Genomic DNA, 19,206 nt, shown 5'->3' with positions numbered 1-19,206 from the left:
GGCCAGGCGGCGTGCGCGGTGCCATGGTGAGGGCATGTTCACCATGCGGGCACGCCGCCTGTTCGATGGCCGGGACCTGTACGAAGACCGGGTGGTCACCATCCGCGACGGCCGGATCGCCGCGGTCTCCGGCCCCGGGCCCGCCGACCTCGACCTCGGCACGGCCACGCTGCTGCCGGGGTTGATCGACTGCCACGTCCACCTGGCCTTCGACGCCAGCGAGGACCCCGTCGCGCACCTCGACCGGCCGGACCTGGCCACCCGCATGCGCCAGGCCGCCCGTCAGCACCTGGCCGCCGGGGTCACGACCGTGCGCGACCTCGGCGACCGCGACTACCTGGCGCTCAGCCTCGGCCTGACCACCACGGAAGGCCCGGAGATCCTGGCCTCCGGCCCGCCCATCACCACCTCGGGCGGCCACTGCTGGTGGCTCGGCGGCCAGGCCGACGGTGAGGCGCCGGTCCGCGCCGCCGTACGCGAGCGGGCCGCGCGCGGCGCCCACGTGATCAAGGTGATGGTCACCGGCGGCCAGATGACCGAGGGCTCGGCACCCCACCTCATGCAGTACGGCCCGGCCGAACTGAAGGCCGCCGTGGACGAGGCGCACGCCGCCGGCCTGCCCGTCGCCGCCCACGCCCACAGCCCGGAGGGCATCGCCGAGGCGCTGCGGGCCGGGTTCGACACGATCGAGCACTGCGGCTTCTGGACCGAGGACGGGATCGAGCCCGATCCGCGCATCATCGCCGCGCTGGCCGACTCGCCGGTCGTGGTCTCGCTGACCGCGGGTATCGTGCCGGTGCCCGGCATGGCACCGCCGCCCGAGATCAGGGCCCGCCTGTCGAAGATGATCGAGGTGCTCAGGACCCTGTACACGGCCGGGGTGGCGTTCGTGATCGGCAGTGACGCGGGCATCGCCCCGATCAAGCCGCACGGCCTGCTGCCGCACGGCGTGCAGATGCTGGTCGACGCCGGGTACGCGCCGCTTGACGTGCTGCGCGCCGTCACCTCGGTGGCGGCCGGCGTCTGCCGGGTCGGCGCCAGGAAGGGCCGGATCGCGCCCGGGTTCGACGCCGACCTGCTGGTCGTGGCGGGCGACCCGCTGTCCGACGTCACCACGCTCTGCCGCCCGCTGGGCGTCTACCGCATGGGGCAGAAAGTCGCCTGATCGCCTCCCACCCCTCCGGCTACCTGCTCGACCTGACCTCCGACGAGGTGGACGTGTGGGTCTTCGAACGCCTCGTCCGCTCCGGCCCCGCTCGCGCAGGATCCGCTCCGTCCGCCACTGCGGCCGCATGATCAGGTTCGGGTACGGCACCGCCGCCGAAGCCTGCCTGATCTCGCTCATCCGCCCCTCCCAGACCACCTCCCCACCGGCCCAGCTGCGGATCGGCGGATAGGTGGAGCCGGTGGCCAGGATCTCCTCGACCACCCCGAGGTCGTCGAAGACCTCCAGGGTCCGCGGCTGCAGCCCCTTGCCCCGCACCCCGGCCGGATGAGTGGCCGACCTCTCGATGACGCGGAAGGCCAGCCCGCGGCGGGCCGGCTCGATGGCCAGGGTCAGTCCCGTCGGTCCGGCGCCCACGATCAGTACGATTCTCATGCCGGACACACTCCCGCGGCCCTCTGTCATGGCCCTGTCAGCCGCTGTCACTAGGGTGTCCGCATGTTGCCGCTGTTCACCGCTGTGGAAGGCCCGTGATGAGAGCCATCAGAAACCACGGCGCCGAGGGCCCCAGGGTCGCCCCCTTCGAGCTCTTCTTCGACCTCGTCTTCGTCTTCGCCATCACCCAGCTGTCGCACCTGCTGCTGGCCCACCTGACCGTCGGCGGCGCCGCGCAGGCCCTGTTCCTGACGCTGGCCGTGTGGTGGGCGTGGATGTACACGACGTGGACCACCAACTACTGCGACCCCAACCACCCGGTCATCCGCATCATGCTCGGCGGCCTCATGCTGGCCAGCCTGATCATGGCCGCGTCGGTGCCCGAGGCGTTCGGGGACCGGGCGATGTGGTTCGCGCTTGCCTACGTGGCGATCCAGTGCGGCAGGACCGCCGTGGTCATCTGGGCGACCGCGGGCGCCGAACTCCAGAAGGTCTTCATCGGGGTCGGCTTCTGGTTCCTGATCTCCGCGGCGTTCTGGATCACCGGCGCCGTGCTGGGCGGGTCCCTCCAGGTGGTGCTGTGGATCATCGCGCTGCTGCTCGACTACGGCGCGCCGATGATCGGCTTCCCCACTCCGCTCATCGGCCGCACGTCCACCCGCGACTGGCAGATCAACGGCGCGCACATGGCCGAGCGGTGCCAGCTGTTCGTCATCATCGCCCTGGGCGAGTCGATCCTGGTCACCGGCGCCACGCTGGCCGGGGCCGAGCCGGACGCGGCGACGCTGGCGGCGTTCACGATCTGCCTGCTGGGCAGCGTCGCCATGTGGTGGGTGTACTTCGACCTGACCGCCGACCTGGCCGCGGAACGCATCGAGTCCTCCGACGATCCGGGCAGGCTGGGCCGGTCCGCGTACACCTACGCGCACATCCCGATGGTGCTCGGGATCATCGTCTCGGCCGTCGGCGACGAACTGGTGATCGCCCATCCCGGCGGCCGGGCCGGGGTGGCGACCGTGCTGATGACGCTGGGCGGGCCCGCCCTCTACCTGGCCGGCCACACGTGGTTCAAGTACATCGTCTTCGGGACACCCTCGGTGCCCCGCCTGGCCGCGATCGGCGCGCTGTGCGCCTTCGCCGTACTGGCGATCCTGGTGCCCGTCGTGCCGCCGCTGCTCCTGAGCACCGCTTCCCTGGTGATCCTGATCGTGGTCGCCGTCTGGGACACCCGCCACTACCGCAGGCTCCAGATGGCGACGTGAGAAGAATCTTCAAGCCCGCTGTCCGGTACGGCCACCGCCGATCGTCACCATGGTGAAGTCACACCAAGGAGGCCGAAGATGAAGTACATGATGTTCGTCTGCAGCGACACCGAGCCCGACACCGACACCACCCCCGAGCCCGACATCGAGGTGTGGGTGGCGGAGAACGACGCGGCCGGACGGCGCCTGGACGGCTCCGCGCTCGCGGCTCCGGCCAGCGCGACCACCGTGCGGGTGCGCGACGGGCAGTTGCTGGTCTCCGACGGGCCGTTCGCGGAGACCAAGGAGGTCATCGTCGGTTTCGACCTGCTGGAGTGCGCCGACCTGGACGAGGCGATCGAGGTCGCCCGCGCGCACCCGATGGCACGCAACGGCCGCCTGGAGCTCCGGCCGCTGATCGACCTCTGATGGACGCCGCCGCCCGCGCCGCTTCCGAGGCCGCCGTCGAGGCGTACCCGCGGATCGTCGCGGCGCTCATCCGGATCACCGGCGACTGGACGCTGGCCGAGGACAGTGCGCAGGAGGCGCTGGCCGTGGCGCTGGGGCGCTGGCCCAGTGAGGGCGTACCGGACAATCCAGGCGGCTGGCTGATGACGGTGGCCCGCAACCGCGCGCTCGACGTGCTGCGGCGGGCCACCGTCGAGCGGCGCAAGCTGAGGGAACTGGCGGTGCTCGCGCTGACCGCCGCCACCGAGGAAGAGCCTCAGGAGGAGGTCGTGGACGACCGGTTGCGGCTGATCTTCACCTGCTGCCATCCCGCGCTGGCGCTGGAGGCACGGGTGGCGCTGACGCTGCGGACGATCTGCGCGGTGCCGGCGGGCGACATCGCGCGCGCCTTCCTGGTCAGCGAGTCGACGATGACCAGGCGGCTGACCAGGGCGAAGACCAAGATCTCAGAGGCGGGCATCCCCTATCGGGTGCCCGAAGGGGCGGCGCTGGGCGAGCGGCTGCCCGGGGTGCTCGCGGTGCTGTACCTGCTGTTCACGCAGGGGTACAACGCCGACGGGGAGCCGGCCTTCGCCGAGGAGGCGATCCGGCTGGCCCGGCTGCTGACCGGCCTGATGCCCGAGCAGCCGGAGGCGGCGGGGCTGCTCGCGCTTTTCCTCCTGCAGCACTCGCGGCGCGACGTCCGCCGTGACCCGGAAGGCCGCCTCGTCCCCCTCGACAGGCAGGACCGCACCCGCTGGGACCACCTCGCGATCCACGAGGCCACCGACATCCTGTCCAGGCTCGGTCATCCGGGCCCCTACGCGTTGCAGGCCCGGATCGCCGCCTGCCACGCCACGGCCCCGACCCTCGAAGCGACCGACTGGCCGCTGATCGCCCGCTGCTACGACGAGCTGGTACGGCTCCAGCCGAACCCGGTCATCGAGCTGAACCGGGCGGTGGCGCACGGGTACGCCTTCGGACCGGAGGCGGGCCTGGCCCTGCTGGCCGAGCTGCGGTCGGGTGGGGCGCTGGGCGACTACCCGTTGCTGGTGGCGGCCGAGGCCGACCTGACGGCCCGCGCGGGTGACCGGGAGCGCGCGGCCGTACTGTTCCGGCGGGCCGCGGAGAGCACCCACAGTGAGTCGGAACGCCTCGCCCTCCTGGCCCGCGCCGCCGACCTCTGACCCCAGCCCGGCCGGACCTCCGAGACCGGCGAAAGGTGATCGTGCCCGCCACGACGGTCGTAGTGGATTTCCCCCGGCGCTCCCAGGAAACGTACGAGCGCCAACGCGCGCGCATCAGTTCTCTAGCTGCGGAAAGACGGTCCGACCGGCGATGATCTTCCCTATGTGCCGCGAATAGGCCACTGTTGGGGCGTGACTACAGAGATCAGAGGAAGCGACTTCGCGCGCTTGGCTCGCAAGATCACGGAAGCCGGTCTGCTCGACCGTCGGCTCGTGTACTACGCCGTACGGGGCAGCCTGGTGGGCCTCGCCTTCTTCGGTGGGTGGGCCCTGTTCGTGTGGGTCGGCGACTCATGGTGGCAGATGGGAGTCGCGGTCCTGCTCGCGCTGGTCTTCACCCAGATCGGGTTCCTGGCCCATGACCTGGGGCACCGGCAGGTGTTCAGGACCAGGAGGCCCAGCGAGATCGCCGGACGGCTGATCGGCAACCTCGGCGTCGGCCTCGGCTGGGCGTGGTGGACCGACAAGCACAACCGGCACCACGCCAACCCCAACCACGAGGACCACGATCCCGACGTCTCACCCGCGGTGATCGTCTGGTCGACGGAGCAAGTGGAACGCAGCCGCGGCCTGCCCCGTTTTATCGCGAAGTATCAGGCTTTCTGGTTCTTTCCGCTGCTCACGCTGGAGGCCTGGCACCTCCACATCGCCAGCTTCAAGGCACTGACCAAGCCGACGATGCGCAACCGCGCCCTGGAACTGGCGCTGCTGCTCGCCCACTGCGCCTGGTACCTCGGCCTGATCTTCACCATCCTGCCGGTCGGCAAGGCCCTGCTCTTCCTCGTGATCCACCAGGGCGTCTTCGGCATCTACCTGGGCTGCACCTTCGCCCCCAACCACAAGGGCATGCCGATCCTGACCAGCGACGACAAGCTCGACTTCCTGCGCAAGCAGGTACTGACCTCGCGCAACGTACACGGCGGCTGGTTCACCGACATCGCCACCGGCCAGCTCAACTACCAGATCGAGCACCACCTCTTCCCGAACATGCCGGCGGTCAACCTGCGGCGCGCCCAGCCCATCGTCGAGCGCTACTGCGCCGAGATCGGCGTCGACTACCTGACGACCGGCCTGATCGAGTCCTACGGCCAGGCCCTCAGCCACCTGCACGAGGTCGGCGCCCCCCTCCGCAAGCCCCACGCCGAGGCCACCGTCCACCCGTGACCCCGAGCCCCTTGCTCCACCCCGCCGCACCCCCGCTGCCCAGCCCCTTGCCCCGACCTGGCCCCTGCCGCCCCGTTCCGGCCTCTGCTGCCGCGTTCCGGCCCGATCTGTTCTGCCCGGGTCCGGGGATGCCCCGTCCTCTTCCGGAGGGGCCGATCCCCGGTAGTCGTCGGCGGGCGCCCTAGCCTGTCTCCTGCCTCAGGCGGCGGGCGAGATCGTCGCGTCGTCCCTGAAGTTCCACGATCAGCCGGTCCTGGCCGTCGGCCATCTCCAGCAGTTGGGAGCGCTCGACCTGGTCGGTCGCTCCCATGTCCCCGATCTGCTCCCGCAGTTCCAGCGTCGACTGGCGCAACCTGGCCAGATCATCGTCTACCTGCTGGAGTTCATCCTTGATGGTCATTCCCCTCACTTACCCACCAGAGGGCGAAGCCGTACACAATGGGCGTATGCCCAGGTTGCAGCCGAGCACGTGGTCGTCGATCGCCGTGATCGCGGCGCTGATCGCCGGGACCGTGCTCACCGGTCGCCTGCGGCCCGAGGTGACGCCCAACGCGCTCGACTTCGCGCTGCCCGCGATCGCCTGCGGCGCCCTGCTGCTACGGCGCCGCTTTCCCGTGGCCGCGCTGCTGGTGAGCGCGGTGTGCACGGCGCTCTACTATCCGTACGCCCACCTCGACGGCCCGCTGCTGCTGATCTTCCTGGTCGCCCTGTACAGCGCGGCCGACCAGGGGCACCTGATCGCCGCGATCGCCACCGGCGCCGCCTCCGTGCTCGGGATGGGGATCGGGGAGATGGGCGAGGCCCGGCACGTGGACGACTCGCAGTTCGTGATGATCGGCGGCTGGGTGGTGGCCGCCATCGCGTTCGGCGGGGTGACCAAGAACCGGCGGGCCTTCCAGCACGAGGCCGAGCAACGCGCCCTCGACGCCGAGCACACCAAGGAGGAAGAGGCCCGGCGCCGCGAGACCGAGGAACGCCTGCGCATCGCCCGCGAGCTCCACGACGTCCTGGGACACAACATCTCCCTGATCAACGTGCAGGCCGGGTCGGCGCTCCACGGGCTGAAGAAGCGGCCGGAGGACGCCGAGTCAGCGCTGCGTACGATCAAGGACACCAGCAAGGAGACGCTCAGACAACTGAGGACCACGCTCGGCGTCCTGCGGCAGGTGGACGAGGAAGCACCCACCGCCCCCGCCGACAGCCTGGACCGCCTTGACGAGCTGGTGAAACGTTCCGGGCTGAAGGTGGTGGTCACGGTCGCCGGCGAGGTGTCGGGGCTGCCCGCGCAGGTGGATCTGGCCGCCACCCGCATCATCCAGGAGTCGCTGACCAACGTCACCCGCCATTCCGGGACAGACCAAGCGAACCTCACCATCACCCGCACGTCCGGAAATATCGTGATCAGGGTGGAGGATGACGGGCCGGGCGCGGTCTACCCCGACGGCAGCGGCTTCGGCGTGCAGGGCATGCGCGAGCGCGCCACCGCACTGGGCGGCACCCTGGACGTCGGCCCCCGCCCCGGCCGCGGCTTCACGGTCGTCGCCACCCTCCCCATCACCACCCCACCGCAGGGGAACGGCCCCGCCCCCACCACCCAGAAGGGCGCAGGCGCGACCGGGCAAGAAGGCGCCGGGTATGAAGGCGGGCGGCCGGGAGATGGGCGGCCGGGAGGCGGCTCTGCCGTACCGGCGCATAGGGAAGACACTCACGTACAGGATGGAAAGCGATGATCCGCGCGCTGCTCGCCGATGACCAGAACCTGGTCAGGGCCGGGTTCAGGTCGATTCTGACCGACGAGGACGACATCGAGGTGGTCGGCGAGGCCGCGAACGGCACGCAGGCCGTCGCCAAAGCCCGTGAGCTGCGCCCCGACGTCGTGCTCATGGACATCCGCATGCCCGAGCTCGACGGCCTGGAGGCCACCAGCCAGATCGTCTCCGACCCCCGGCTGGACGGGGTGAAGGTGATCATCCTGACCACGTTCGACCTGGACGACTACGTCTACGGCGCGCTCAAGGCGGGCGCCAGCGGCTTCCTGGTCAAGGACACGGAACCGGCCGAGCTCATCCACGCGGTCAGGGTCGTGGCCAGGGGTGACGCGCTCATCGCGCCGTCGGTCACGCGCCGGTTGATCGCGGAGTTCGCCGGGCGGGTCAAGCGTCCTGAGCCGGGTCCCGAGCTCAACGCGCTGACCGAGCGGGAGCGCGAGGTGATGGTGCTGGTGGCCGCGGGCCTGTCCAACGACGAGATCGCCGAGAAGCTGGTGCTCAGCCCCGCCACCGCGAAGACGCACGTCAGCCGCATCATGACCAAGCTGCGTCTGCGCGACCGCGCCCAGCTCGTGGTGCTGGCGTACGAGGCTGGCATGATCACGCCGGGGTGGCTTACTCCCTGAGATGTACGCCGGGCCGTCCCGGGACCGTGAAAGTTGCGGGCCAGGTGCCCGCCGGGGCATGACGCCGGGAAGGTGACCGTACCGGGATTCTCCCTGGCATGGACACCGTTGAGCTCGCCCGGCTGCAGTTCGCCCTCACGGCAGGGGCGCATTTCCTGTTCGTCGCCCTGACGCTGGGCCTGGCCACGCTGGTGGCCGTGATCCAGACCAGGGCGACGCTGACGCGCAGCCCGGTTCACACGCGGATGACGCGGTTCTGGGGCCAGCTCTACATCATCAACTACGCGATGGGCATCGTCACCGGCATCGTGATGGAGTTCCAGTTCGGCCTGTCGTGGAGCGGGCTGACGGAGTTCGCGGGCAACGTGTTCGGCGCCTCGCTGGCGATCGAGACCCTGGTGGCGTTCTTCATCGAGTCGACGTTCCTGGGTCTGTGGATCTTCGGCTGGAACCGGCTGAACCGCTGGGCGCACCTGGCGCTGATCTGGGTGGTGACGCTGACCGCGTACGCGTCGGCGTTCTGGATCCTGATCTCCAACGGCTTCCTGCAGAACCCGGTCGGCTACCGGATGACCGGCGGCGTGATGGAGCTCGTCGACTTCGGCGCGCTGGTGTCCAACCCGGCGGCGCTGGTGGCGTTCGGGCACGTGCTGGGCGGCGCGATGGTCGTGGGCGGGTTCTTCATGGCCGGGGTGAGCGCCTACCACCTGCGGCGGCGTACCACCGAGCAGGACTTCTTCCGCAAGTCGCTGCGGATCGGCGTCGCGGTGGCGCTGCCCGCGACGCTCTTCACCGCGATCTTCGGCGGGATGGGCTTCGAGACGCTTCAGCCGGCGAAGGCGGCCGTCTGGTCGGGAGTGGCCGAGGACATGGCCCGCGCGCAGGCCGACATGGTCGCGCGGTTCGGGCCCGGTGACTACCTGCCGCCGATCGGGTGGGTGCAGGGGGCGGGCATGACGATGATGATCCTGTTCGCGGTGATGTTGTTCTTCTCGGCGGCGAGCTTCCTGTTCATGCTGATCCGGCCGGTGGTGCGCGGGTTCCGGCTCTGGCACTGGACGCTGACGCTGATGATCCCGGTGCCGTTCGTCACGATGATCGCCGGGTGGATCTTCCGCGAGATGGGCCGCCAGCCGTGGGCCGTCTACGGACTGCTGAAGACCTCGGACGCGGTCTCGCGGGTGAGCGCGGGGCAGATGCTCACCTCGCTGATCGTGTTCACGAGCCTGTTCGGGGTGCTGATCCTGCTCAACTACTGGCTGCTGGCCCGTCAGGCCCGCCGGGGCCCGGACGCCGCCGCGCTCGGGGCCGTCGAGCAGTCTCCCGTGGTCCGGCCCGCCCTGACCTTCTGAGAGGACGCGATCATGGAGATCTTCATTCTGGGCTTCTTCGCCATCGGATACCTGATCCTGGCCGGGGCCGACATCGGGGTCGGGATGCTGCTGCCGTACCTCGGAAGGGACCTTGACGAGCGGCGTGAGGTGATCGCCGCGATCGCGCCCTTCTTCCTCGGCAACGAGGTGTGGCTGGTGGCGACGGGCGGCGTGCTCGCGGGGCTGTTCCCGCACGTGGAGGGTGAGCTGATGGGCTGGCCCGGCTTCCTGGCGGTGGTGGGGCTGCTGGCCGCGTGGATCGTCCGCGACATGGGCCTGTGGCTGCGCGGACGGGTGCCGGGGGCCCGCTGGCGGGCGTTCTGGGACGGCGCGATCGTGGCGGGGAGCTGGGGACTGGCGCTGGCATGGGGCACGCTGCTGAGCGGGCTGCTGCTGAACATCTCCTGGCCGGCCGCGGTCCTGCCGGCGCTGGCGGTGGCGGCGCTGTTCGGCACGCACGGGCTGGCCTTCGCCTCGCTGCGGCTGACGGGGACGCTGCGGGAGCGGGCCAGGGTGCTCTCCCCCGGCGACGGCGAGCTGCGCACGTACGCGCTGACCGCGGGCGCGCTGGCGGCGGTCGGTCTCCTGGCCGGTTCCGGCCTGCACCTGGAGGCGGCGAACGCCTGGCTGACGCCGGTGATCCTGGTCCTGATCCCGTTCCTGGTGGCCTCGCAGGCGTGGGTGTGGTGGACCTTCCGCCACCGGGTGACCGGCCCGTCTTACCTTTGACCCATGAAGGTACGTGAATTGCGACTTGTCGTGACCGCCGAGGACTACGAGGAAGCGGTCCGTTTCTACCGCGACGCGCTCGGCCTGCCCGAGCGCGCCGCCTACTCCTCGCCGGACGGCCGCGTGACCATCCTGGAGGCCGGCCGGGCCACCCTGGAGATCGCCGACCCCGCCCAGGCGGACTTCATCGACGCGGTCGAGGTGGGCAGGCGCGTGGCCGGGCACATCAGGGTCGCCTTCGAGGTGGACGACTCAACGGCCGTCACCCGCGAGCTGACCGACGCCGGCGCCACCCTCGTCGCCGAACCGACCAGAACCCCCTGGGACTCCCTGAACTCCCGCCTGGAGGGCCCCGCCGGACTCCAGCTGACCCTGTTCGAAGAACTCTCCTAGCCGGTACGGCCGGGCGGCCCCCTCCTCCGCCGCCCGGTCGTACCGCGGGCCGGTCAGACCACCACGTGCACGCAGATGTCGATGTGCGACGTGCCGAAGGCGGCCATCTCCCGGGCCATCGCCGACACCTGGTCGGCGAGCTCGGGAGCCTCACCCGCCAGGTCGTCGCTGACCGCCTGGTACACGATGGCGGCCTCCACGTAGTCGGCCGGCTCCAGCCGCATCTTCCGTATCTCGACGAGCGTCGGCCGGGAGAGCGAGGGCAGACCGGAGATCGGCCACGGGATCGGCGGGAACTTGATCTTCGGCGGGGTGCCGCACCAGTCGTCGACGATCTCCGTCAGGTAGCCGGACACCTCGGCGACCGCCTCTTTGCGGTCCTCGGCGAACATGACCCGGTTGAGGATGTAGGCCGCGTTGGCCTCGGTGACCATCTTCGCCAGGGTGGGGCTCGGGTCGGGGCCATAGGCCTCGGCGAACATCTTTCGTGCGGGCGCGTAGTCGTCGCGCCGGCGCAGAAGGCGCAGGAATTCCTTGCTCACGGACATCTTTGCCATGGCAGGAGCTTGCGCCCAGAACGGGAGCCCCGCATGAGTAGCCCCTACTCATCGCGCCTTGACCGAGGCGTCCTCCGGCGCGATCTCCCGCGGCGCCGCGCGGAACCACCGGCACCCGTGCGGCTCCATGGGGATCTCCGCCAGCCCCTCGCCGGAGACCTCCAGTGTGCCGTCCGTCAGCAGGTCGGTGAGCAGGTAGTTCTCCCGTCCGTCGAGCTGGAGCCGGATGTCGGTGGCGCTGTCGCAGAGGTTGTGTGCCACCACGACCGTGGCGTCGTCGGCGTCGCAGCGGTGCGCGAAGACGGACGGGTGCCCGGAGTCCAGCACCGTGCACTCGCCCCAGGCCAGTTCCGGGCATTCCCGGTAGCGCTCGATGAGCAGCTGGATCCAGCGCAGCAGCGACCCGGTGTCGCGCTTCTGGTCGGCCACGTTGACGCGCTCCGGCCGGAAGGCGCCCTCGGGGATCTCGCGTACCGGCTCGGCGGGCGAGAAGCCGCCGTCGGCCGACCACTGCATCGGGGTGCGCACCGCCATCCTGCCCTCGGCCGCGAGGTCCTCCCCCATGCCGATCTCCTCGCCGTAGAAGAGCACCGGCGTGCCGGGCAGGGAGAACATCAGGCTGTAGGCCATCTTGATCCGGCGCAGGTCGCCGCCGAGCATGGCAGGCAGCCGCCGCCGCAGGCCGCGGCCGAAGATCTGCATGTCCTTCTCGGGCCCGAACGCCGCGAAGACCTCCTGCCGCTCGTCCTCGGTCAGCTTGTCGAGGGTCAGTTCGTCGTGGTTGCGCAGGAACACCGACCACTGGCAGTCCTTGGGCGGTCTGGGCCGCTCGCGCAACGCCTCGGCGATCGGCGCGGCCTCGGATCTGGCCAGCGCCAGCCAGGTCCGCTGCATGCCGATGAAGTCGAAGCACATCGTCAGCTGGTCGCCCAGGCCCGACCCGAAGTAGGGCAGGAGCTCTGGGTAGGGCACGTTGACCTCGCCGAGCAGGATCGAGCCGCCCTCCCTGCGGCTCATGAAGGCCCGCAGGTCGGCCAGGAAGTCGTGCGGGTCGGCCAGCTTGGGTGAGACGTTCTCGATGACGAACGGCACCGCGTCCACCCGGAACCCCGACAGCCCGAGCTCCATCCAGAAGCCGAGCACCCGCACGATCTCGTCGCGCACCTCGGGATTGGCCACGTTCAGGTCCGGCTGGTGGCGGTAGAAGCTGTGCAGGTAGTACTGCCCGGAACCCTCGTCCCACTCCCAGAGGCTGTCCTCCTTGTCGGGGAAGACGATCTGCTTCGGGTCGTCGGGCTCGGGCTCGTCCGACCAGACGTACCAGTCGCGCAGGCGCGCGTCCCGGCCGGAGCGCGAGTCGGCGAACCACGGATGCCGGTCCGAGGTGTGGTTGATCACGAGGTCGGCGATGACCCGCAGGCCGCGGTCCTTGGCCGTGCGCATGAACTCCACGAAGTCCCCGAGCGTCCCCAGCCGGGGGTCCACGGTGTAGAAGTCGGTCACGTCGTAGCCGTCGTCCCGGTTCGGCGTCGGGAAGAACGGCATCAGCCACAGGCACGTCACCCCGAGCCCGGCCAGGTAGTCGATCTGCTGGGTGAGCCCGCGGAAGTCGCCCACGCCGTCGTCGTTGCCGTCCTTGAACGTCTCCACGTCGAGACAGTAGATGACGGCATTCTTCCACCAGAGGTCACTCGTGTAGGTCAGTCTCACGGGATCCCCGCTACCCGGTCCGGGGTACGGTGAACGCATGAGGAGCCGGTTGTCCGCCGCCGTCCTCCTTGTGCTGTCCACGCTCTTCCTCGGTGGCGGCCTGCCTGCGCAGCACGCGATGGCGATCTCCGCCCAGGTCACCGCCGCCCCGGCCGACCAGGGCGGCCACCGGCAGGCGGCACCGCAGCCGGGCAAGCCGAAGGCCACCGCCGACACCGGTTCGCATCATGGGTTCGGCGGGCTGGCCGTACCTCCGCCGAGAGCGCATGAGGTACGGCTCGCGCGCGCCCTCGCCCGCGCCGGCGGCGACCGCCACGTGCCCGCGGCCGAGCGCCCGCGCGCCCATCCCGCCCGCGCCCCGCCACTCCACAGCGCCTGACCTTTCCCTTTCCCGGCCGAGGGGCCCGTAGTGCCGCCTCGGCGTCAAGCCTGTGGAGGCTCCCATGTCACGTGCGCCCTTGTGGCGCGCGGTGGCGGCGCTGGCCGTCATCGCGACCTCTTTGTTCCTGGCGTTCACCATGTCGCCGCGGCTCGGGCTCGACCTGCGCGGCGGCACCCAGCTCGTGTTCGAGGCGAGGGACTCGCCGACCGTCAAGGCGGACGCCGCCGCCACCGACCGGACGTTGCAGGTGTTGCAACGTCGTGCCGACGCGCTCGGCGTGGTCGATCCGACGCTGGTCCGCTCCGGTGAGAAGCGGATCATCGTCGAGCTGCCCGGCGTGCTCGACCCCCGCAAGGCCGCCGACGTGATCGGGCGGACCGCGCAGCTGTCCTTCCACGCGGTGCGGGGGCTCGACTCCTCCGGCAAGGGGCTGCCGGACGAGTCGGGGCAGAAACTCACGCTCGGGCCCGCGGTCATCACCGGTGAGGGGGTGACGGACGCCGGAGCCCGCACCGATCCGCAGCAGGGGCCGGGCTGGTTCGTCACGGTCGACTTCCGGGAGCCGGGGCCCTGGCAGAAGCTCACCGGGGCCGCCGCCTGCGAGCCCATGGGCGACCCCAAACGCCGGGTCGCGATCGTGCTCGACAACAAGATCATCTCTTCGCCGGAGGTGGTCCAGGAGACGCCGTGCCGGGCCGGCATGCCCGGCGGGCGTACCTCGATCACCGGCAACTTCGCCGCCCAGGAGGCCACCGACCTGTCCGTTCTGATCAAGGGCGGCTCGCTGCCGGTGCCGCTGGAGATCGTCGAGCAGCGGACGGTCGGCCCGACGCTGGGCGCCGACGCCATCGCGGCCAGCGCCAAGGCGGCCGTGGTCGGCGTGGCGCTGACCGCGCTGTTCATCATCGTCATCTACCGCCTGGTCGGCCTGCTGGCGGCGCTCGCCCTGGCCACCTACGCGCTGATCTCCTACGCGGCCCTCGTCGCGCTCGGCGCGACTCTCACGCTGCCCGGCCTCGCCGGGTTCGTGCTGGCGATCGGCATGGCCGTCGACGCCAACGTGCTGGTCTTCGAAAGGGCCAGAGAAGAGTACGGCGCCGCCGGCGCGACCCGCGTCAAGGGCCCCAGGGCCGGCGGCCTGGGCCAGGCGCTCAACCGGGGCTTCAAGAACGCCTGGAGCGCCATCGCCGACTCCAACGTCACCACCCTGCTCGCCGCCGGTCTGCTGTTCTGGCTGGCCTCGGGCCCGGTGAAGGGGTTCGGCGTGACGCTGTCGATCGGCGTGGTCGCCTCGCTGATCTCCGCCATGCTGATCACCCGCGTGCTCGCCCAGTGGATCATCAACCGGGTGCCGCCCAAGGTCTCCGGGCTCGGCTCGGTCGGCCGGATCCGGCTGTGGCTCACCGCGCGCGACCCCGACCTGATGGGCCGGCGCAAGCTCTGGGTGGCGGTCGCGGGCGGGCTGCTGGTGCTGGCGTTCGCCGGGTTGGCGCTGCGCGGGCTGAACTTCGGCGTGGAGTTCACCGGCGGGCGGATCATGGAGTTCGCCACGAGCAAGCCGGTCGGCGCGGACGCCGCCAGGAAGCTCGTCGCCGACGCGGGCTTCCCCAACGCGGTCGTACAGTCCTCGAACGACGCCATCTCCGTGCGTACCGGACAGATCTCCGCCGATGAGGTGGCGAAGATCCAGGGGGCGCTGGGCGAGGTCACCAAGCAGCGGGACGAGCTGATCGGGCCCTCGCTCGGCGAGGAGTTGCGGCGCAACGCGCTGATCGCGCTCGGCGTGGCACTGGCCGCGCAGCTCGTCTACCTGGCGGTGCGCTTCCGCTGGACGTTCGGGGCGGCCGCGGTGAGCGCGCTGTTCGTGGACGCCGTCCTGGTGCTGGGCGCCTTCGCCTGGCTGGGCAAGCCGATCGACGGGGTGTTCCTGGCGGCGATGCTCACGATCGTCGGGTACTCGGTCAACGACAAGGTGGTGGTCTTCGACCGGGTCAGGGAGATATGGACCGCCCAGCCGAAGACCTCCTTCGCCACCGTGGTGAACGGCGCGATCCTGCAGACCGTGCCACGCACCGTGAACACCGGGCTCGGGGCCTTGTTCATCCTCGCGGCCCTGGCCGTGTTCGGCGGCGACTCGCTGCGCGACTTCGCGATCGCGCTGCTCATCGGCATCGTGGTGGGCACGCTGTCGTCGTCGTTCGTGGCCGGGCCGACGGCCATCGCGCTGGAGCGCCGCAGCAAGCAGCCGCCACCGCAGCCGCCGAAGCCCCGCTCCCGCGGCACCCGCGAGGGCTCGGGCGCGGTGGTCTAGGGCCGCACGATCTCCACCGGCACGGGGGCGTCCACCTTGATCTCCGTGCCGTGGACCTCCACCTCGATCAGACCGTGCGGCGAGGGTACGGCCCCGCGCGCCCAGGCCAGCTCGCCCAGCCTGGGCGCCACCCGCACCCTGGTGTAGCCGGGTTCGGCCGGCGTGATCCCCAGGGTGTGGACAAGCAGGTCGCGCGCGGGCGTGGCGGACCAGCCGTGGCAGTAGGAGCCGCCGTCCCAGCACTCCCGGAACGTCCCTGCCTCGGTCAAAGCAGTCCAGTCCCGGCAGAGCCCGGCGATCCGGCCGGCGGCGCCCAGCAGGGCCAGCGCGTCGTGCACGACGTAGCGGAAGAACGGCTGCGCCCCCACGACCCACTGGTCCACGTCCCAGTCGGGGGCGGGGCGCAGGCTGACCGGGTCGGTGGAGATCGGGCCGTCTCGGTCGGCGCCGCGTGCGCCCATCGGGCTGCGGGTGAACATGGCCGCCCGGTCCAGGAGCAGTTCGCGGACCGCCGGGTGCCGGGAGGCGGGCACGAGCCCGGCGCACACCGCCGCGGCGGCCGTGTGCTCGCTGACCGACCCGCTGAGCAGATGGTCGCGGTAGGCGCCGCGCCGTACGTCCCAGAAGACCTCGAAGCCGCGGGCCAGCGCGGCGTGCAGGTCGCGCGCCCACCACGCGCGGCCGAGGTCGCCGAGCCACTCGGCCATCTCCGCGAAGTCGGCCAGCGCCCGGCCCCACAGGGCGTTCAGCGCGGCGCTGGTCCCGCGCACCTGGACGGGCGACCAGTCGATCAGCACCCAGCCGGTGACGTCGTGCAGCAGCCCGTCATCGCCGCGGAAGGGCAGGAACCAGCGCAGCACGCCTTCCGCGCTCGCCAGCAGTCCGGCGACGAGCGAGCGGTCACCGGTGTAGCGGTAGAGGTTGTGCACGGACCTGATCCAGTGCAGCGACCAGTCGGGAATCGTCGGCAGATCCTGGGCCGCGAAGTCGCCGGCGACCACCATCGGCAGCATCCCGTCGGGGCGAGGCTGCGCGGCCAGCGCGGGATGGTGGCGGGCGAGGCTCCAGTCGGGGTTGGCGACCAGGTCCACGGACTGGTGCACGACCGAGTCGCCGGTCCAGGCCCGCTGCTCGCGGGTGGGGCAGTCGATGTAGGCGTCGTGGGAGGTCAGGTCCACGGTACGCAGCGCCGCCAGGAAAACGGCGTCGAGCTCGGGGTCGGAGCAGGCGAAGTACGGCCCGGCCGGGCGCGGGCGCAGCCGCTCGACCACCTCGACCGAGGCCACCTCTGCCCCGCCGGTGACCTCCAGCACCGCGTAGCGGCCGCCGACCGGGTCGGTCATCTCGAAGACGTCGTCGTGGCCGCGCAGCGTGTAGGCGAACCGGTTGGCGATCTCCAGCCCGGCCGGGGTCACGACCTCGGCGACCGCGCCGCTGACCGTCGACCCCGCCCTCCCGCGTACGGCCAGCCGCAGCGTCCCGCTGACCACCTGCCCGAAGTCGGCCACCAGGTCGGGGCCCAGTTCGGCCTGCCGTACCGAGGAGGTGAGCGGCGGGATCGGCCGTGGGTGCAGCGCGCCGAACGGGTCGGAGGGCGGATGGGCGTCAGGGTTGCCACCGACGACCGCCCGCGCCTCGATGACCCGAACGGGCCGCCAGAAGCCGTCGGGCGGCGGCCCGTCGCGCAGCGGGCCATCGCGTAGCGGCCCGACGCGCAGCGGGCCATCGCGCAGCGGCCCGTCGCGCAGCGGGCCGTCGTTCAGCGGCCCGTCGTCGTGGTCGGGCAGTGTCCAGCCGGGGTCGAGTTTCCTGGCGTCGAAGATCTCGGGCAGTTGCGAGAGCAGGTGGTGTCTGGGCTCGGCGGGCGTCCAGGCGGTGGGCTCGTGGCACGTCCAGGTCTCGTCGGTGACCAGCCACTCCTCGCCCAGCCGCAGCTCGGCGACCAGGCAGCCGCCGCCGAGGGTGAAGGTCGGCGGCGACGGTTCCCACCAGGGTGTGGCGTGGCCGTAGAAGCGGGCCAGGACGGCGACGGCGTTGCGGCCCTCGCGCAGCGCGGGCGCGGCGTCGCCGGTGTCGTAGTGCAGTGTGCGCGGGCCGTGCCGGACCGGCCCGCGGGCCAGTTCCGTCCCGTTGACATAGAGCACGTACCGGGAGTCGGCCGTCACCCGGAAGGGCGCGGTTTCCGGGACTTCGTCCAGCGTGAACACGCGCCGGAACAGCACCCGCCGGTCGTACGCCTCCGGCAGCAGCGAACCGCGCGCGGCGGGGCGGATCGTGGGGCGCGGCGACCAGATCCACTGGCCACGCCACCTACCGGGCGGAAACCGCATCGGACTCCCTCCGCTGGGCCAGCTCACCGGCCACGCGCGTGGCCAGTTGCCGGGAGATGGGGTAGAGCGCGAACAGCACGGCGCCCAGCAGGGCCAGGCCGCCGGGCAGCAGCGACTGGGCCAGCACGATGCCGCGCAGCCCCTCGGCGGTCTGCTCCTGCCCGGCCAGGTAGCCGGTCACCGCGAGCGTGTAGCCGGTCAGCGCCGCGCCGATTCCGCCGCCCGCCTTGGCCGCGAACGAGCCGAGCGAGGCCATCGCGCCCTCGACGCGGTAGCCGTGCCGCCATTCGACGTAGTCCACGAGCTCGGCGACGATCACGTAGATCATGGTGAGCGCGCCGCCGCCGCCGAACGCGGTCACGCCGAGCGCGACCAGGGCCAGCGGCCAGCCCGTGGCGGGTACGACCAGCAGGGCGCCGATCGCGACCGCCTCCAGCACCAGGGCGCCGACGAAGGTGGCCTTGTAGCCGACGAAGCGCGCCAGCCAGGGGAAGACGATCGTGCCGAGGGCCGTCGGGACGACCGTGGCCAGCGCGGCCACGGCGATCAGGGCGCGGTCGCCGACGAAGTAGGTGAAGTAGTAGGCCATCCCGGCGCTGCGTGCCCCGCCGGCCGCGGTCAGGGCGATGACCGTGCCGAGCAGAATGATCACCGCCTTGCTGGCCAGCAGCATTCTGGCCAGGTCGCGCCAGCCGTACCTGTCCTGGCGGACCGGTGTGACCCGCTCGCGCACCCTGGTCGCGGCGAGCGAGGTGAGCAGGAGCGAGACCACGGCCAGGCCGATCACGAACGCCGGCCAGCCGATCCGGTCGGCCAGGGGCAGCGCGGCGGCGGTCACCACCGCGCCGCCGAACAGGTAGGAGAACGCCTTGATGCCCGAGAGCTGGCGGCGGTCACCGGGATGCGTGGCCATGGCAGGGATCAGCGAGTTGAGCGGGATGTCCATGAGGTCGAAGGCGAACCCCCACAGCAGGTACGCCACCCAGATCGCCACCAGCGGCGCCGGGGCCAGCGCAGGAGCCAGGAACAGCGCGACGAAGCTGAAGGCGGCGACCGCCCCACCGACCAGCAGGTAGGTGCGGAACCTGCCCCACCGGGTGACCGGCAGATGGTCGACGACGTAACCCATCACCGGATCGCTGACGCCGTCGACGATGCGCGCGACGAGGAACAACGTGCCGACCGCGGCGGCGGCCAGCCCGATCTCGTCGGTCAGGTAGATCAGCAGGAACGAGTTGATCGTCGTGCTGAACACGATGTTGCCCACGTTGCCGGCGAAGAAGCCGGCCTTCTCCGCGAGGCCAACCCTGGGCGTTGTCATGCGTTA

Annotated in this window: 17 protein-coding genes and 1 pseudogene; 12 read left to right on the top strand and 6 right to left on the bottom strand. The window is 71.2% G+C overall.

Going from position 1 to position 19,206, the window contains the following annotated elements:
• Window positions 1–34 precede the first annotated feature (34 nt).
• Complete coding sequence (locus ACIBKY_RS21460) at window positions 35–1,165, top strand: amidohydrolase family protein (protein ID WP_397098629.1); 1,131 nt, start codon at window positions 35–37, stop codon at window positions 1,163–1,165.
• Between the two features lie 144 nt (window positions 1,166–1,309).
• On the opposite strand, the pseudogene ACIBKY_RS21455 reads toward ACIBKY_RS21460, so the two are convergent.
• A pseudogene (locus tag ACIBKY_RS21455) lies at window positions 1,310–1,600 on the bottom strand (FAD-dependent monooxygenase); the annotation flags it as partial.
• Window positions 1,601–1,698: 98 nt separating this feature from the next.
• On the opposite strand from ACIBKY_RS21455, the gene ACIBKY_RS21450 reads away from it, so the two are divergent.
• The 4 genes from ACIBKY_RS21450 (at window position 1,699) to ACIBKY_RS21435 (ending at window position 5,699) form a co-directional block, all read left to right on the top strand.
• On the top strand, window positions 1,699–2,862 hold the full coding sequence (locus tag ACIBKY_RS21450) for a low temperature requirement protein A (RefSeq protein ID WP_397098627.1): 1,164 nt from the start codon (window positions 1,699–1,701) through the stop codon (window positions 2,860–2,862).
• A 78-nt stretch (window positions 2,863–2,940) separates the two neighbouring features.
• Window positions 2,941–3,270 carry a YciI family protein gene (locus ACIBKY_RS21445; protein ID WP_397098625.1) on the top strand — a complete coding sequence of 110 codons (330 nt, stop codon included), beginning with the start codon at window positions 2,941–2,943 and terminating at the stop codon, window positions 3,268–3,270.
• Complete coding sequence (locus ACIBKY_RS21440; RefSeq protein WP_397098623.1) at window positions 3,270–4,475, top strand: RNA polymerase sigma factor; 1,206 nt, start codon at window positions 3,270–3,272, stop codon at window positions 4,473–4,475. Before ACIBKY_RS21445 ends, ACIBKY_RS21440 begins: the two co-directional genes overlap by 1 nt.
• Before the next feature lie 192 nt (window positions 4,476–4,667).
• Window positions 4,668–5,699 (top strand): fatty acid desaturase family protein, encoded by a 1,032-nt coding sequence (locus ACIBKY_RS21435; RefSeq protein ID WP_397098621.1) that lies wholly within the window; start codon window positions 4,668–4,670, stop codon window positions 5,697–5,699.
• A 181-nt stretch (window positions 5,700–5,880) separates the two neighbouring features.
• Here ACIBKY_RS21435 and ACIBKY_RS21430 read toward each other — a convergent pair whose 3' ends face one another.
• Window positions 5,881–6,099, bottom strand: coding sequence for a hypothetical protein (locus ACIBKY_RS21430; RefSeq protein ID WP_379618418.1), 219 nt, complete (start codon window positions 6,097–6,099; stop codon window positions 5,881–5,883).
• 46 nt (window positions 6,100–6,145) lie between these two features.
• Between ACIBKY_RS21430 and ACIBKY_RS21425 the strand changes: the two genes are divergently transcribed.
• From ACIBKY_RS21425 to ACIBKY_RS21405, 5 genes are all read left to right on the top strand, one after another.
• Complete coding sequence (locus ACIBKY_RS21425) at window positions 6,146–7,429, top strand: sensor histidine kinase (protein ID WP_397098619.1); 1,284 nt, start codon at window positions 6,146–6,148, stop codon at window positions 7,427–7,429.
• Window positions 7,426–8,094, top strand: a complete 669-nt coding sequence (locus tag ACIBKY_RS21420; protein ID WP_397098617.1) for a response regulator — start codon at window positions 7,426–7,428, stop codon at window positions 8,092–8,094. Before ACIBKY_RS21425 ends, ACIBKY_RS21420 begins: the two co-directional genes overlap by 4 nt.
• Before the next feature lie 98 nt (window positions 8,095–8,192).
• A complete protein-coding gene (locus tag ACIBKY_RS21415; RefSeq protein WP_397098615.1) occupies window positions 8,193–9,446 on the top strand; it encodes a cytochrome ubiquinol oxidase subunit I in 1,254 nt (417 codons plus the stop codon).
• A 12-nt stretch (window positions 9,447–9,458) separates the two neighbouring features.
• Window positions 9,459–10,196 (top strand): cytochrome d ubiquinol oxidase subunit II, encoded by a 738-nt coding sequence (locus ACIBKY_RS21410; RefSeq protein WP_397098613.1) that lies wholly within the window; start codon window positions 9,459–9,461, stop codon window positions 10,194–10,196.
• Window positions 10,197–10,199: 3 nt separating this feature from the next.
• On the top strand, window positions 10,200–10,589 hold the full coding sequence (locus ACIBKY_RS21405) for a VOC family protein (RefSeq protein WP_379618408.1): 390 nt from the start codon (window positions 10,200–10,202) through the stop codon (window positions 10,587–10,589).
• A 53-nt stretch (window positions 10,590–10,642) separates the two neighbouring features.
• Here the strand turns inward: ACIBKY_RS21405 and ACIBKY_RS21400 are convergent, their stop codons facing one another.
• Together ACIBKY_RS21400 and ACIBKY_RS21395 are read right to left on the bottom strand one after the other, a co-directional pair.
• Window positions 10,643–11,146 (bottom strand): hypothetical protein, encoded by a 504-nt coding sequence (locus ACIBKY_RS21400; RefSeq protein ID WP_397098611.1) that lies wholly within the window; start codon window positions 11,144–11,146, stop codon window positions 10,643–10,645.
• A gap of 48 nt (window positions 11,147–11,194) precedes the next feature.
• Complete coding sequence (locus ACIBKY_RS21395) at window positions 11,195–12,856, bottom strand: alpha-amylase family protein (protein ID WP_397098609.1); 1,662 nt, start codon at window positions 12,854–12,856, stop codon at window positions 11,195–11,197.
• Window positions 12,857–12,893: 37 nt separating this feature from the next.
• On the opposite strand from ACIBKY_RS21395, the gene ACIBKY_RS21390 reads away from it, so the two are divergent.
• Together ACIBKY_RS21390 and secD are read left to right on the top strand one after the other, a co-directional pair.
• Window positions 12,894–13,235 carry a hypothetical protein gene (locus ACIBKY_RS21390; RefSeq protein WP_397098607.1) on the top strand — a complete coding sequence of 114 codons (342 nt, stop codon included), beginning with the start codon at window positions 12,894–12,896 and terminating at the stop codon, window positions 13,233–13,235.
• 64 nt (window positions 13,236–13,299) lie between these two features.
• A complete protein-coding gene (secD, locus tag ACIBKY_RS21385) occupies window positions 13,300–15,549 on the top strand; it encodes a protein translocase subunit SecD (protein WP_397098605.1) in 2,250 nt (749 codons plus the stop codon).
• Here secD and ACIBKY_RS21380 read toward each other — a convergent pair.
• Both ACIBKY_RS21380 and ACIBKY_RS21375 read right to left on the bottom strand, forming a co-directional pair.
• Complete coding sequence (locus ACIBKY_RS21380) at window positions 15,546–17,879, bottom strand: family 78 glycoside hydrolase catalytic domain (RefSeq protein WP_397098603.1); 2,334 nt, start codon at window positions 17,877–17,879, stop codon at window positions 15,546–15,548. The genes secD and ACIBKY_RS21380 overlap by 4 nt on opposite strands.
• Entirely contained in the window at window positions 17,860–19,200 is a 1,341-nt protein-coding gene (locus tag ACIBKY_RS21375; RefSeq protein WP_397098601.1) for an MFS transporter, read from the bottom strand. Before ACIBKY_RS21375 ends, ACIBKY_RS21380 begins: the two co-directional genes overlap by 20 nt.
• Window positions 19,201–19,206 lie beyond the last annotated feature (6 nt).

The sequence above is a fragment of the Nonomuraea sp. NPDC050394 genome (assembly GCF_044459065.1).
Lineage (GTDB): Bacteria > Actinomycetota > Actinomycetes > Streptosporangiales > Streptosporangiaceae > Nonomuraea.
The sequence above is the reverse complement of the archived record's forward strand: the minus strand, read 5'-3'. Positions and strand labels throughout refer to the sequence as shown.